Source organism: Streptomyces sp. NPDC058284, assembly GCF_042881135.1.
In the GTDB taxonomy this organism is placed as follows: domain Bacteria; phylum Actinomycetota; class Actinomycetes; order Streptomycetales; family Streptomycetaceae; genus Streptomyces.
Genome location: NZ_JBHVYE010000024.1, coordinates 48817 through 61580 on the forward strand (window position 1 = coordinate 48817; position 12764 = coordinate 61580).

A 12764-nucleotide genomic window follows, 5' to 3' on the forward strand; every position below is an offset into this window, starting at 1 on the left:
GCGGCCCGGTGTTACGCGCAGCCGCTGTTACGCGCAGCCGCAGGACTGCCGTACGACCAGCCGGGACGGGAACAGCTTCAGGCGCTCCCGCCGTGACCCGGCGACCCGCAGGCCGTCGTCAAGGACGAGATCCACCGCGGCGCGGGCCATCGCGGGCCGGTCCGACGCCACCGTCGTCAGCGGCGGATCCGTCAGGCCCGCCTCCTTGACGTCGTCGAATCCCGCGACGGCCAGCTCGCCCGGCACGTCGAGGCGCAGCTCCCGCGCCGCCCGCAGGATGCCGATGGCCTGGTCGTCCGTGGAGCAGAAGATCGCGGTGGGCCGGTCGGGGCGGGCGAGGAGCTCCAGGCCGACCTGGTAGGCGTCGTAGCGGTTGTACGGGGCGTCGAAGAGGCGGCCCTCGACCGACCGTCCGGCCTCCCGCATCGCGCGCCGCCAGCCCTCGACGTGATCGGAGACGGGGTCTCCGACGGTCGGGGTCTCCGCCGTGCCGCCGACACACGCCACGTACTCGTGGCCGTGCTCGAGGAGGTGGCGGGTGGCGAGCTGCGCGCCGCCGACGTCGTCGGTGACGACCGCGACGTCGTCGATGGCCTCGGGCCGCTCGTGCAGCAGGACCACCCGGGCGTCCCACGCGTCGATCTCGGCGGCGGCCTGGTCGGTCAGGCCGTGGCTGACGAGGATGAGTCCGGAGACCCGCATGCCGAGGAAGGCGCGGAGGTAGTGCGTCTCGCGCTCCTCCACGTAGTCGGAGTTGCCGACCAGGACCATCTTTCCGCGCTCGGACGCCGCCTGTTCGACGGCGTGCGTCATCTCCGCGAAGAAGGGCTGACGCGCGTCCGGCACGATCATGCCTATGAGGTCCGTACGCCGGGACGCCATGGCCTGGGCGACCCGGTCGGGCCGGTAGCCCAGCTCCTTGATCGCTGCGAGTACCCGCTCGCGCGTGGCCGGGGCGACCGGCCTGGGTCCGTTGTTGATGACATAGCTGACGACCGCGGTCGAAGTACCCGCAAGTCTTGCCACGTCATCCCGAGTCACCTTGGCCACGCGCGGAGTCTACGCGGATGGAACTACCGCTGGGCAGGGCGTACGGCAGCTTCCTTCGCAGCGGGGTCCTCGGCGGCCTCAGCGGCCTGCGCGGCCGTCGCCGCCGGCCTGCCGCCGCCCCGCCCGGACCGCGCCCCCGCCGCCTTGGCCTTCTCCTCCTCGGCCGCCCGTTCGACCTTCTCCGGTACGACGAACCGGTAGCCGACATTGCGGACGGTGCCGATCAGCGACTCGTGCTCGACGCCGAGCTTCGCCCGGAGGCGTCGCACGTGTACGTCGACCGTGCGCGTACCGCCGAAGTAGTCGTAGCCCCACACCTCCTGGAGCAGCTGGGCGCGGGTGAAGACCCGCCCAGGGTGCTGCGCCAGGTACTTGAGCAGCTCGAACTCCTTGAAGGTCAGGTCGAGCACCCGGCCCTTCAGCTTCGCGCTGTACGTCGCCTCGTCCACGGAGAGGTCGCCGTTGCGGATCTCCATGGGGGAGTCGTCGGTGGTGATCTGCTGGCGGCCCATCGCGAGCCGCAGCCGCGCCTCGACCTCGGCGGGGCCCGCCGTATCGAGGAGCACGTCGTCGATGCCCCACTCCGCGGTGACGGCCGCGAGACCGCCCTCCGTCACGACGAGGACCAGCGGACAGCCGGGTCCCGTGGAGCGAAGGAGCTGGCAGAGGCTGCGCACCTGCGGCAGATCGCGGCGGCCGTCGACGAGGATGACGTCGGCGCCGGGGGTGTCGACGAGTGCGGGCCCCTCCGCGGGGGCGACGCGCACACTGTGCAGGAGCAGGCCGAGAGCGGGGAGCACCTCCGTCGACGGCTGGAGGGCATTGGTCAGGAGCAGCAGAGAGCTCACCGCCGACCACCTGCCCGGGTCGTCTGACTGTCGTGCACGTTTCGCTCGCCCATAACGTCTGGTTCCTCCTCGGTCCCTGCGAGGACGTTTACGGCACTGCTTCGTACTGAGCTTTCGCTGTCAAGCTTCGTACCCTTTGCGGGCCCGCGCCCGGAGCCCGGAAAGCACGAAAGGACCCGGGGGCTGCGCTGCCCGGATCCTCTGCCAAGGAGAATAGCCCACATGAGTTCCGGTCCGGCAGGTCAAGCGGCGCGATCTTCTGTGCCTCCGCTCACTCACGGTCAGCGTGGCGTTCCCCGCCGCGCAACGCTCCGTACACATGACGGCGTGGCCATCGAGGCCGCCTACGACCCCGGACCCGACCCCTCGGAAGAGACCGCGATCGTCGTCGCGCACGGCTTCACCGGGGATCTCTCGCGCCCCCACGTACGCCGCATCGCGGCCGTCCTCGCCCAGCGTGCGGCCGTGATCACCTTCTCCTTCCGGGGCCACGGCGGCTCCGGCGGGCACTCCACGGTCGGCGACCGCGAGGTGCTCGACCTGGCGGCGGCCGTCGGCTGGGCGCGCTCGCTCGGCCACGCGCGCGTGGTGACCGTGGGTTTCTCGATGGGCGGCTCGGTCGTGCTGCGGCACGCCGCGTTGCACAGGGGGCGCACGGAAGCGCGCACCGATGCGGTGGTCGCGGTGAGTGCCCCCGCACGTTGGTACTACCGGGGGACGGCGCCGATGCGGCGGCTGCACTGGGTCGTCACGCGGCCCGCGGGACGCGCGGTCGGCCGCTTCGGCCTGCGGACGAGAATCCACCCGCACGAGTGGGACCCCGTCCCCCTCTCGCCCGTCGAATCCGTCCCGCTCATCGCCCCGACGCCGCTGCTCGTCGTGCACGGCGACCGGGACCCGTACTTTCCGGTCGACCATCCGCGCATGCTCGCGGCGGCTGCCGATGGCGGGGCGGAGCTGTGGCTGGAAGAGGGCATGGGCCACGCGGAGCACGCGGCCACGGATGAGCTCGTCGGGCGGATCGCCTCGTGGGCCACGGCATCATGGACGTCGGCAACCGCCGACTGAAAGGGGAGTCGCATGGTGAACGGCACCATTCGTTACTGGGCCGCTGCCAAGGCGGCCGCGGGCATCGCCGAGGAGCCGTACGCGGCCGGGACACTCGCCGAAGCGCTGGAGACCGCCCGCGAGCGGCACCCCGGCGAACTGGTCCGGGTCCTGCAGCGCTGCTCCTTTCTGGTCGACGGCAACCCCGTCGGCACCCGCGGGCATGAGACCGTACGGCTGGCCGAGGGCGGCACGGTCGAGGTGCTCCCGCCGTTCGCAGGAGGATGAGCACCATGTCCGATCAGCCCTATGAGGGGTACGAGGGGTATGAGGGATACGAGCCGTACGCGCGGCAGCCGTATCCGGAGCAGCAGCCCTACCCGGAGCACCAGGGGTACCCGGAGCAGCAGGCGTACCCCCAGCAACAGCAGCAGCCGTACTACGGCGAGCAGCACCAGCAGCACCAGCAGTACGCGCAGCAGCAGCAACAGCAGTACGCGCAGCAGCAACAGCAGCAGCAGCCGTACTACGACGAGCAGCACCAGCAGTACGCGCAGCATCAGCACCAGCACCAGCCCCAGCCGTACGCGCAGCAGCACCAGCAGTACCCCCAGCAGCCTCAGCAGCCTCAGCCCCAAGAGCCCTACACCCAGCAGTGGGAGGGGCAGACCTGGGAGACGCAGGTGCAGCCGCCGGCCGCCGCCGTGGACATGACGGAGACCGCGTACCTGCCGCCGCAGACCCCGAACCACCAGGCGCCGCCCGCCGCTCACGCTCCCGCACCCGTCGTCCCGGAGCCCGCCGGTCCCGACCCCGGCACCGGCGCCGACGACCCCTCCTACGGCCCCTCCACCACCACCGGCAACCCTCGCGTCACCGACGCCCAGCGGGCCCGCGCCGAAGGGCGGTCGCCGATCATAGAGCCGGGGATGCAGCCCGCCGCGCTGACCGCCCTGCTCGGGCTCCTGCTCGCCGCGGGAGCCGCCGTCGGGCAGTACGCACTGCTCGTGCCGCTGATCCTGCTGCAGGCCGTGACCGCCGCCGGATGGTTCCGGCTCAACGGCATGTGGCCGGCCCGCCAGGGCATCGCGCTCGCCTTCCTCGGCGGGGTCGTCGCGGACGGCGCGCTGCTGGTCACCGGCGAGGAGAACGGTCCTGCCGCGATCCTCGGCACGCTCGGCGTGTGGGTGCTGCTCGTGCTGGTGCTTCAGCTGCGCAGCCGCGCGGGCGCCGACGAGCGGATGTACGGGCTGATGGCGACCGTGGTGTCGGCCGCGCTCGCCATCGTCGCGGCCGGCCACCTCGCGGCCGCCTCCGACGCCGTCACCGTGGGCGGCATCGCGGTCGCCGCCGCGATCCTCGCCCGCGCGCTGCCGCTGCCCACCCCCGCCTCCGTGGTCGTCGCGCTGCTCGTGGCGGCCGGTGCCGGGATCGCCGTGGGCGGCGCGACCGACTACGGGAGCAAGGGGGCGCTGCTCGGCCTCGGTGCCGGGGTCTGCGCGCTTGTCGGGCACCGGGCGGCCAGTTACGACTACCCGTCGCGCTTCGTGCACATGACGGCGGGCGTCGCGCTGCCGCTCGCGGCCGCCGCCCCGGCCGTCTACGTGCTCGGCCGCGCCATCGGCTGAGCCCCGGCCGGCCCGCCGGCGCATCGTCACAGCTGATCGACAGGTCCCCCGCCGAACTCTTCGGCCGGGGACCTGTCCTTTAGGCTCGCCGGAACGACAGTCGACGCGGGGGACAAGGTGGGGGAAGACCGGACATGAGCAAGCGAGCCGTACGCATACTTCTGATCGTCGTCGTGGTCCTCGGAGGGCTCTTCGTGGCGGCCGACCGGCTTGCCGTGAACTTCGCCGAGAGCGAGGCGGCGGACAAGATGCGCACCAGCGAGGGGCTGAGCGAGACGCCCGACGTCTCCATCAAGGGCTTCCCCTTCCTCACCCAGGTGATGGGCGGTGAGCTCGACGACGTGGAGGTCGGCATCAAGGACTACGACGCCAAGTCGGGCTCCGACTCCATCCGCATCGCCGATCTGACCGCCCACATGAAGGGCGTGGAGTTCTCCGGCGACTACAGCTCCGCCACCGCCGCGACCGCGTCGGGCACGGCGCGCGTCTCCTACGACGAGCTCCTGAAGGCCAGCAAGGCCGAGCCCGTCGAGCTGCCGCTCGGCGCCACCGGCAAGGTCGTCGGTCTCTCCGACGGCGGCAACGGCAAGATCAAGGTCGAGGTCGAGGTCAGCAAGGGCGGCGCGAAGCTGCCGAAGCCGGTCCACGTGCTCAGCTCGGTCCGCGTCGAGGGCGACGACATCAAGGTGCACGCCGACGAGATCCCGAAGAACCTGGACGTCCTCGGCGTCTCCATCCCGCTCCCCGAGGGCATGGTCCGCAACGTCACCGACTTCGACCAGAAGATCGACGACCTGCCGGCCGGCGTCAAGCTGGAGAAGGTCGAGGCGGCACCGGACGGCGTGGACATGTCGGTGACCGGCACGAACGTGCGGCTGGCGGGCTGACGGCAGACCCCGCCGACCCGACCGCGTCCGAGGTACGAGACGAAGGCGTCCGGCGGTCGGATGTACGTGGGCGGACGCCGGGCCCCGGGCCCTCCCAGGGGGCTTCGACGTTCAACGAATCCCACATGCTGGGTTCACCTGTCTCACTATGCGGAGCGCCGGTGACACGGCGGCCCCTCCGTCCCTACGATCGGACGCATGCACCGACAGGCGGACCTCACGAAGCGGCGGGCAGTGGACCTGTGCCGCGTCGCCGCCATGCTCTGTCGCACCTTCTAGCGAGGGCCTCACCCCCTCGTTTCACCAGGCCTGTCCGACGCCCATCCGGCAGGCCGCCCCCGCGCCGCTCGGTCAGCCACCAGTGCCTCCCCGCACCACCGGTCCGTACCGGCCGCCCCCCTGTGCATCGCACCACGCCGCACCGCCGTACCTGCCCCGGAGGAGAAAAGCATGAGCCGCAGCGACGTCCTGGTAGACGCCGACTGGGTCGAGGCCCACATCGAGGACCCCAAGGTCGTCATCGTCGAGGTCGACGAGGACACCTCCGCGTACGACAAGAACCACATCAAGAACGCGATCCGCATCGACTGGACCAAGGACCTCCAGGACCCGGTCCGCCGTGACTTCATCGACCAGGAGGGCTTCGAGAAGCTCCTCTCGGCGAAGGGCATCGCGAACGACTCCACCGTCGTCCTCTACGGCGGCAACAACAACTGGTTCGCGTCGTACGCCTTCTGGTACTTCAAGCTCTACGGCCACCAGGACGTGAAGCTCCTCGACGGCGGCCGCAAGAAGTGGGAGCTCGACTCCCGCGACCTCGTCGACGGCGACCAGGTGCCGCAGCGCCCGGCCACCTCGTACAAGGCCAAGCCCCAGGACACCTCGATCCGTGCCTTCCGCGACGACGTCGTGGCGGCCATCGGCAACCAGAACCTGGTCGACGTGCGCTCGCCCGACGAGTTCAGCGGCAAGCTGCTCGCCCCGGCCCACCTCCCGCAGGAGCAGTCGCAGCGCCCCGGCCACGTGCCGAGCGCCCGCAGCATCCCCTGGTCGAAGAACGCCAACGACGACGGCACGTTCAAGTCCGACGACGAGCTCAAGGCCCTCTACGAGAACGAGCAGGTCGACCTCGCCAAGGACACCATCGCCTACTGCCGCATCGGTGAGCGTTCGGCCCTGACCTGGTTCGTCCTGCACGAGCTGCTCGGCCAGACCAACGTCAAGAACTACGACGGCTCCTGGACCGAGTACGGCTCCCTCGTCGGCGTGCCGATCGAGCTCGGCGCCAACAAGTAACCCCGCCCGACCCTCCTTCCCCTCAGCCCTTCAGGAGTACCCATGTGTGGAGCAAAGGCCGGCGGCCCCGACGCTTCGACGATCAAGCCCGGTGAGACGACGATCCAGGGCCAGGTGACCCGCGACGGCGAGCCCGTCACCGGTTACGTGCGCCTGCTCGACTCGACCGGCGAGTTCACCGCCGAGGTCCCGACCTCGGCCACCGGCCAGTTCCGCTTCTACGCCGCCGAGGGCACGTGGACCCTCCGGGCCCTGATCCCCGGCGGCACGGCGGACCGCACGGTCGTCGCGCAGACGGGCGGCCTGGCGGAGGTCGCGATCGCGGTCTGAATCGCGGTCCGCATCACACAGCGCGGTCCGCACACCGCGTCGAGAACGGCTGCAGGGCCGCACCCCAGGGGGTTGGACGCCACTGGAACGGGGTGCGGCCCTTCGGCTACCCCTGGCGCCTGCGTTTGCCGTCCAGCTCGTCCCACCACTCGTCGGACTTCCGGTCGCCGCTGGGGTCGTCCCACCAGCGGTCGTCGGGGCCCCGGCGGTTCGCCGTCATCGCGGCCAGGGGCGGGATCACCATCGCCACCACGCACATTCCGACGGCCACGGGGATCGACCAGAGCCGGACGACACCCCAGGCCAGGACGAAGAGACCGATGCAGGTCCCCATCATGGCGAAGTACAGGCGGCGCCTTCGCGCGTACATACACCCAGCGTACGACGCGGGGGACCTCACAGAGAGGGACGGGCGCCGCACGACTACAGTGGGACCCGCTCTGACTACCTGCCCCACCGCTCATCGAGGAGCCCCCCGTGCTTGAGGCCTTCTTCTCCGCCCTGCTGGTTCTGGTCTGTGTCGGCGTTCTCGCCTTCATGGGCCTGACCGTGAAGAAGCTGTACCAGGGCCAGCGCTGACCACCGCCACCTCCACAGATCGACTGAGCTTCCCATGATCGAGATTCCGTCCGACCTGAACCCCGACCTCGTCCCCCTCGCCTTCCTCCTCGGCAACTGGGCGGGCGCGGGCGTCACCGACTTCCCCGGCGCCGAGAAGGCGAATTTCGGCCAGGAGGTCTCCTTCACGCATGACGGGCGGGACTTCATCGAGTACCGCTCGTACACCTGGGTGCTCGACGCCGAGGGCAACAAGGTCAAGCCCCTGGAGTCCGAGTCCGGCTTCTGGCGGATCGACAAGGACCGCAAGGTCGAGGTCGTCATGGTCCGCGACGACGGTGTGGTCGAGGTCTGGTACGGCGAGCTGGCCGACAAGAAGCCGCAGATCGACCTGGCCACGGACGCCGTCGCCCGCACCGCCGCCGCAGGCCCCTACACCGGTGGCAAGCGCCTCTACGGCTACGTGAAGGGCGACCTGATGTGGGTCGGCGAGAAGCAGACCCCCGAGGTCCCGCTGCGCCCCTACATGTCGGCGCAGCTGAAGAAGGTCGTCACGCCCGAGGAGGTCGCGGACATGGCACGGAACCTCGGCGATCTCCCCGACGACGGCATCGCCTTCTTCAAGTAGGCCCCGGGGCCTTTCGCATAGTCCCAGGGCCTTTCGCCTGGAGCGGGCACGGGCTCGCTCCAGGCGAAAGGCCCTAGACTTCACGGTGTGGCGAGTACCGATTCCAACTCCGACTCCGGCGACTGGAAGAGCGACCTGCGTCAGCGCGGCTACCGGCTGACGCCGCAGCGTCAGCTCGTCCTCGAAGCCGTCGACGCCCTGGAACACGCCACCCCCGACGACATCCTCTGCCAAGTGCGGAAGACCGCGTCGGGGGTCAACATCTCCACGGTCTACCGCACCCTGGAGCTCCTGGAGGAGCTGGGCCTGGTCAGCCACGCCCACCTCGGGCACGGCGCGCCGACGTACCACCTGGCCGACCGCCACCACCACATCCACCTCGTCTGCCGCGACTGCACGGACGTCATCGAGGCCGACACGTCGATCGCCGCCGAGTTCACCGCCAAACTGCGCGACACCTTCGGCTTCGACACCGATCTGAAGCACTTCGCGATCTTCGGGCAGTGCGAGAAGTGCCGCCAGAAATAAAAGCCGCGGCCCACTGGTCGTACTCTTTGTGAACATGAAGAGCCCCCTGTTGTCCCTGCCCGGCGCCGTCCCCGCCGAGGGCGTGGACGAAGGCGTCGCCGCCCACTACGGAGAACTGTTCCGTGAGCAGCGCGCCCTCGCCGACGGCACCGGCTTCGTCGACCTCTCGCACCGCGGCGTACTCACCGTCACCGGCGACGACCGGCTGAGCTGGCTGCACCTGCTGATCACGCAGCACGTCAGCGAGCTGCCGGCCGGCGAGGCCACCGAGGCGCTGATCCTCTCCGCCAACGGCCACATCGAACACGCCCTGTACCTCGTCGACGACGGCGAGACCACGTGGGCGCACGTCGAGCCCGGCACGCAGGAAGCGCTCCTCGCGTACCTGGAGAGCATGAAGTTCTTCTACCGCGTCGAGGTCGCCGACCGCACGGACGAGTTCGCCGTCGTCCACCTGCCCGCCGGTTCCATCGCCGCGGTCCCGGACGGCGTCGCCGTACGCGAGACCGCGCACGGCCGCGACCTGTTCCTGCCCCGCATGGACCTCGCGTCGTACGCCGCCGAGAACGGCCCCGCGGCCGGTCTCCTCGCGTACGAGGCGCTGCGGGTGGAGTCGCACCGGCCGCGCCTCGGCTTCGAGACCGACCACCGCACCATCCCGCACGAGCTGGGCTGGATCGGCACCGCCGTGCACCTGCAGAAGGGCTGCTACCGCGGCCAGGAGACGGTCGCCCGCGTCCACAACCTGGGCAAGCCGCCGCGCCGCCTCGTCTTCCTGCACCTGGACGGCAGCGAGGTGCACCTGCCGACGGCCGGTACGCCGCTGCACCTCGCGAGCGAGGGCGCCGAGGGGCGCAAGCTCGGGTTCATCACGACGGCCGTACGCCACCACGAGCTCGGGCCGATCGCGCTTGGCCTGGTCAAGCGCAACGTCCCGCTGGACGCGAAGCTGGTCGCCGGTGACACGGCCGCCGCGCAGGAGGTCGTGGTCGAGCCCTGACCCCCGCCCCCTGTCTCAGGCGCTCAGGGAGCGGTCACATCTCCAGGAGCACCGTGAACGGGCCGTCGTTCGTCAGGCCCACCCGCATCTGAGCCCCGAAGCGGCCCGTCGCCACCGTCGCCCCCAGGGCGCGCAGCCGTGCGACGACCTCGTCGACCAGGGGCTCGGCCACATCGCCGGGGGCCGCCGCGTTCCACGTGGGGCGGCGGCCCTTACGGGCGTCCCCGTAGAGCGTGAACTGGCTGATGACCAGCAGCGGCGCGTCGATGTCGCTGCACGACCGCTCGTCGGACAGCATGCGCAACGACCAGAGCTTGCGTGCCAGTTGGGCCGCCTTCTCCTCGGTGTCGTCATGGGTGACGCCCACCAGGACGCACAGCCCCTCGCCGTCGATCTCGCCGACCGTCTCGCCGTCCACGACGACGCTCGCGCCGTCGACCCTCTGCACCACTGCTCGCATACGGCCATCATGCCGTGGCGCGTGGGGCGCCCGGGACAGGGTTCCGCTCCCCCCATCCGGGGCCCATTCCGGGCACTCGCTCACATAGCGGCCACTGGGAGTGGCACGATGCTTCCACGCGGTGCACCCGCGTCGGCCGGTCGAGGGGACGGGTAGAGCCACATGAGCACACCAAGTACGGGGCAGTCGCCCGGCCGCGTCTCTCTGCTGCGTACGCAGGTTCCGCGGCCACCCGCGCAGCGCACGAGCGGCCCGCTCCTGCCCGACGTGCCCGAACACGACCTCACCGCGCTCCGCCTGCCCGAGCTCCGCGAGCTGCGCAGGGCGGCACAGCAGGACGAGGCAGACCTCAGCTATGTGCGGCGGCTGCTGCAGGGGCGTATCGACATCCTGCGGGCCGAACTGGCGCGCCGCGGTGACCAGCGGCAGCAGGCGCCCCGCCCGGCGGGCACGGTCGTGAGCCGGCTCCCCGAGATCCTCACGGACGCCCCGGCCCGCCACCGCTCCTCCGCCCGGCACGTCACGCTCGGCACCCCGCACAGCGAGGAGTACCGCCTCCTGGCCGCCGAGATGCTCGCCGAGGTCCAGCTCTCCGATCTGGCGGCGCGGACGGACGACGAACTCCACACGGCGATGGGCCGCCTCGTCCGCTACGAACAGCAGGTGTCGCGCCGCAGGCAGCTGTTGCAGCGGACGACGGACGACTGCAGCGGGGAGATCGCGCGCCGGTATCGGGTGGGCGAGGCGCAGGTGGACGACCTGCTGGGCTGAGCGGGGCGGAAATCCGGTGCGGCTGAGCCGGGCGGAAATCCGGTGCGCGCCCGGTGGTCCGTTGCCTAGCGTGGCCGTATGAGCGATGTTGATGTGAGAGCGGTCACCGATTCCGAGTTGCCCGAGTGGCTGAGGGCCGTGCACGCCGGGTTCCTGAAACCTTTCGCCACGCTGTCGGACGACACCGTCGCCCATCTGCGGGCGCGCACCGCCCCGGCCCGCACCCTGGGCGCCTACGACGGCGACCGCTGCGTCGGCACTTACCGGTCGTTCCGGCAGGAGGTCACCGCGGTGGGCGGCGCGCCCGTGGTGGCCAACGCGGTCTCGGGGGTGACCGTGGCGCCCACGCACCGCCGCCGGGGCATACTCAGCCGGATGATGGACGGCGATCTCGCGGAGGCGAAGGAGCGCGGCGATGTCCTGGCCACCCTGAACTCCGCCGAGTACCCGATCTACGGCCGGTTCGGCTTCGGCCCCGCGACCTGGGTCACCGAGTGGACCGTCGACGTGCCGCGCTCCGGCCTCGATCCGCGCTGGTCGGGACCGGACGAGCCCGGCGCCCGCATCGACCTGGTCGGCGGCGACGACATACGCAAGCACGGTCCGGAGCTGTACGAGCGGTTCCGCGCCCTGCGGCACGGCGCGGTCAACCGCGACGAGGAGTGGTGGCTGCGCAACACCGGCCTCCAGGCCAGCCCCGAATTTCCCTGGCAGGAGCCGTTCTACGCCCTCTACCGCGCCCCCTCGGGCCGGGTCGACGGACTGATCGCGTACCGCACGACGACCAACCAGTGGGGGGAGTCCCGGCTGCCGCGGAACACGGCGACGGTGCTCGGCATGACTGCCGTCACGCCCGCCGCCGAGCGCGCCCTGTGGCACTTCGTCTGCGCCATCGACAAGGTCACCGAGGTCGAGACGGGCTGGCTGGCCCCCGACGACCTGCTTCCGCAGCTGCTGCCCAATCCCCGCGCGGCCAGGGTGACCGCTCACGCGGACTGGCTCTGGGTGCGGATCCTGGATGTCGTACGGGCCCTGGAGGCGCGCACGTATGACGTGCCGGGTTCGTTCGTCGTGGAGGTCGTCGACGCGGCCGGGTTCGCCGGTGGGCGCTACCGCCTGGAGGCGGCGCCGGGGGACGGGGCGGGGGTGGGCGGCGCGGCGGTCTGCTCGCCGACCACGGAGGAGCCTGATCTCACGCTCGGCGTGGGGGAGTTGGCCCAGCTCTGGCTCGGGGACGCGTCCGTCATGCGGCTCGTGGCGCTCGGGCAGGTGGTGGAGGAACGGGCGGGCGCGGCCGCGGTGGCCGACGCCGTCTTCCGTACGTCGAGGCGGCCGTGGTGCCCGGACATCTTCTGAGGGCCTGCCGTTTCGGGGCGGCTGCCCTTTCGTGACGGCTGCCGTTTCGGGACGGGGCGAGCCCCGGCTCCCCCGTAGCCGGGAGCCGGGGCTCTGTCTCGCTACGACTGACCGGACTCCCGGCTCCCCTCCGGATGGGAGCCCGGCCAGCCGGGTACGTGGAGCCGGGCGGTTCAGCCCGACTGGGCGAGGAGCAGGACGAGGAGGCCTGCGCCCACGCCGCTGAGCTTGACGTTCTGGGCCTTGATGCCAATGGTCAGCAGGATGAAGGCGACGATGCCGAGCGGGCCGTATTTCCACTGGATGAGCTGCTCGAATCCGATGGCGAGGGCGGCGACGGCGATGGCGATGAGTGGCATGGCGTTCCCTCCTTCGGG

General features: G+C 71.1%; 17 protein-coding genes. 12 read left to right on the forward strand and 5 right to left on the reverse strand.

The genetic code is table 11. The features are described from left to right. Window positions 1-27: 27 nt before the first annotated feature. Both ACFVYR_RS28235 and ACFVYR_RS28240 read right to left on the reverse strand, forming a co-directional pair. Window positions 28-1050, reverse strand: coding sequence for a LacI family DNA-binding transcriptional regulator (locus ACFVYR_RS28235; RefSeq protein WP_384261515.1), 1023 nt, complete (start codon window positions 1048-1050; stop codon window positions 28-30). 23 nt (window positions 1051-1073) lie between these two features. Then, window positions 1074-1898, reverse strand: a complete 825-nt coding sequence (locus ACFVYR_RS28240) for a response regulator transcription factor (RefSeq protein WP_384261517.1) — start codon at window positions 1896-1898, stop codon at window positions 1074-1076. A 222-nt stretch (window positions 1899-2120) separates the two neighbouring features. Here ACFVYR_RS28240 and ACFVYR_RS28245 point away from each other — a divergent pair, with 222 nt between their 5' ends. From ACFVYR_RS28245 to ACFVYR_RS28275, 7 genes are all read left to right on the forward strand, one after another. Next, window positions 2121-2966: an alpha/beta hydrolase gene (locus ACFVYR_RS28245; protein ID WP_384261520.1), complete on the forward strand. Its 846-nt coding sequence runs from the start codon at window positions 2121-2123 to the stop codon at window positions 2964-2966. A 12-nt stretch (window positions 2967-2978) separates the two neighbouring features. Next, window positions 2979-3233: a MoaD/ThiS family protein gene (locus ACFVYR_RS28250; RefSeq protein WP_384261522.1), complete on the forward strand. Its 255-nt coding sequence runs from the start codon at window positions 2979-2981 to the stop codon at window positions 3231-3233. A gap of 5 nt (window positions 3234-3238) precedes the next feature. Continuing rightward, window positions 3239-4573 carry a hypothetical protein gene (locus ACFVYR_RS28255; RefSeq protein ID WP_384261524.1) on the forward strand — a complete coding sequence of 445 codons (1335 nt, stop codon included), beginning with the start codon at window positions 3239-3241 and terminating at the stop codon, window positions 4571-4573. A 134-nt stretch (window positions 4574-4707) separates the two neighbouring features. Continuing rightward, window positions 4708-5460, forward strand: a complete 753-nt coding sequence (locus ACFVYR_RS28260; protein WP_384261526.1) for a DUF2993 domain-containing protein — start codon at window positions 4708-4710, stop codon at window positions 5458-5460. A gap of 198 nt (window positions 5461-5658) precedes the next feature. Beyond that, window positions 5659-5739 carry a putative leader peptide gene (locus ACFVYR_RS28265; protein ID WP_350893136.1) on the forward strand — a complete coding sequence of 27 codons (81 nt, stop codon included), beginning with the start codon at window positions 5659-5661 and terminating at the stop codon, window positions 5737-5739. A 171-nt stretch (window positions 5740-5910) separates the two neighbouring features. Next, window positions 5911-6756, forward strand: coding sequence for a sulfurtransferase (locus ACFVYR_RS28270; RefSeq protein ID WP_384261528.1), 846 nt, complete (start codon window positions 5911-5913; stop codon window positions 6754-6756). A 42-nt stretch (window positions 6757-6798) separates the two neighbouring features. Next, entirely contained in the window at window positions 6799-7086 is a 288-nt protein-coding gene (locus tag ACFVYR_RS28275) for a DUF1416 domain-containing protein (protein WP_356266819.1), read from the forward strand. Window positions 7087-7192: 106 nt separating this feature from the next. On the opposite strand, the gene ACFVYR_RS28280 is transcribed toward ACFVYR_RS28275, so the two are convergent. Next, a complete protein-coding gene (locus ACFVYR_RS28280) occupies window positions 7193-7456 on the reverse strand; it encodes a DUF3099 domain-containing protein (RefSeq protein WP_384261531.1) in 264 nt (87 codons plus the stop codon). Between the two features lie 243 nt (window positions 7457-7699). On the opposite strand from ACFVYR_RS28280, the gene ACFVYR_RS28285 reads away from it, so the two are divergent. The 3 genes from ACFVYR_RS28285 (at window position 7700) to ACFVYR_RS28295 (ending at window position 9800) form a co-directional block, all read left to right on the forward strand. Beyond that, window positions 7700-8272, forward strand: coding sequence for an FABP family protein (locus ACFVYR_RS28285; RefSeq protein ID WP_384261534.1), 573 nt, complete (start codon window positions 7700-7702; stop codon window positions 8270-8272). Between the two features lie 87 nt (window positions 8273-8359). Next, on the forward strand, window positions 8360-8800 hold the full coding sequence (locus tag ACFVYR_RS28290; protein ID WP_384261294.1) for a Fur family transcriptional regulator: 441 nt from the start codon (window positions 8360-8362) through the stop codon (window positions 8798-8800). A gap of 34 nt (window positions 8801-8834) precedes the next feature. Next, window positions 8835-9800, forward strand: a complete 966-nt coding sequence (locus tag ACFVYR_RS28295; RefSeq protein ID WP_384261291.1) for a YgfZ/GcvT domain-containing protein — start codon at window positions 8835-8837, stop codon at window positions 9798-9800. A 34-nt stretch (window positions 9801-9834) separates the two neighbouring features. Here ACFVYR_RS28295 and dtd read toward each other — a convergent pair whose 3' ends face one another. Continuing rightward, a complete protein-coding gene (dtd, locus tag ACFVYR_RS28300; protein WP_384261288.1) occupies window positions 9835-10260 on the reverse strand; it encodes a D-aminoacyl-tRNA deacylase in 426 nt (141 codons plus the stop codon). A 162-nt stretch (window positions 10261-10422) separates the two neighbouring features. Here dtd and ACFVYR_RS28305 point away from each other — a divergent pair, with 162 nt between their 5' ends. Both ACFVYR_RS28305 and ACFVYR_RS28310 read left to right on the forward strand, forming a co-directional pair. Then, a complete protein-coding gene (locus ACFVYR_RS28305; RefSeq protein WP_384261285.1) occupies window positions 10423-11031 on the forward strand; it encodes an ABC transporter substrate-binding protein in 609 nt (202 codons plus the stop codon). A 78-nt stretch (window positions 11032-11109) separates the two neighbouring features. Next, window positions 11110-12387, forward strand: coding sequence for a GNAT family N-acetyltransferase (locus ACFVYR_RS28310; protein WP_384261282.1), 1278 nt, complete (start codon window positions 11110-11112; stop codon window positions 12385-12387). A gap of 173 nt (window positions 12388-12560) precedes the next feature. Here the strand turns inward: ACFVYR_RS28310 and ACFVYR_RS28315 are convergent, their stop codons facing one another. Continuing rightward, the gene (locus ACFVYR_RS28315; protein WP_384261279.1) at window positions 12561-12746 is read right to left on the reverse strand and encodes a hypothetical protein; all 186 of its coding nucleotides are present in this window, start codon (window positions 12744-12746) and stop codon (window positions 12561-12563) included. Between the last annotated feature and the right edge of the window lie 18 nt (window positions 12747-12764).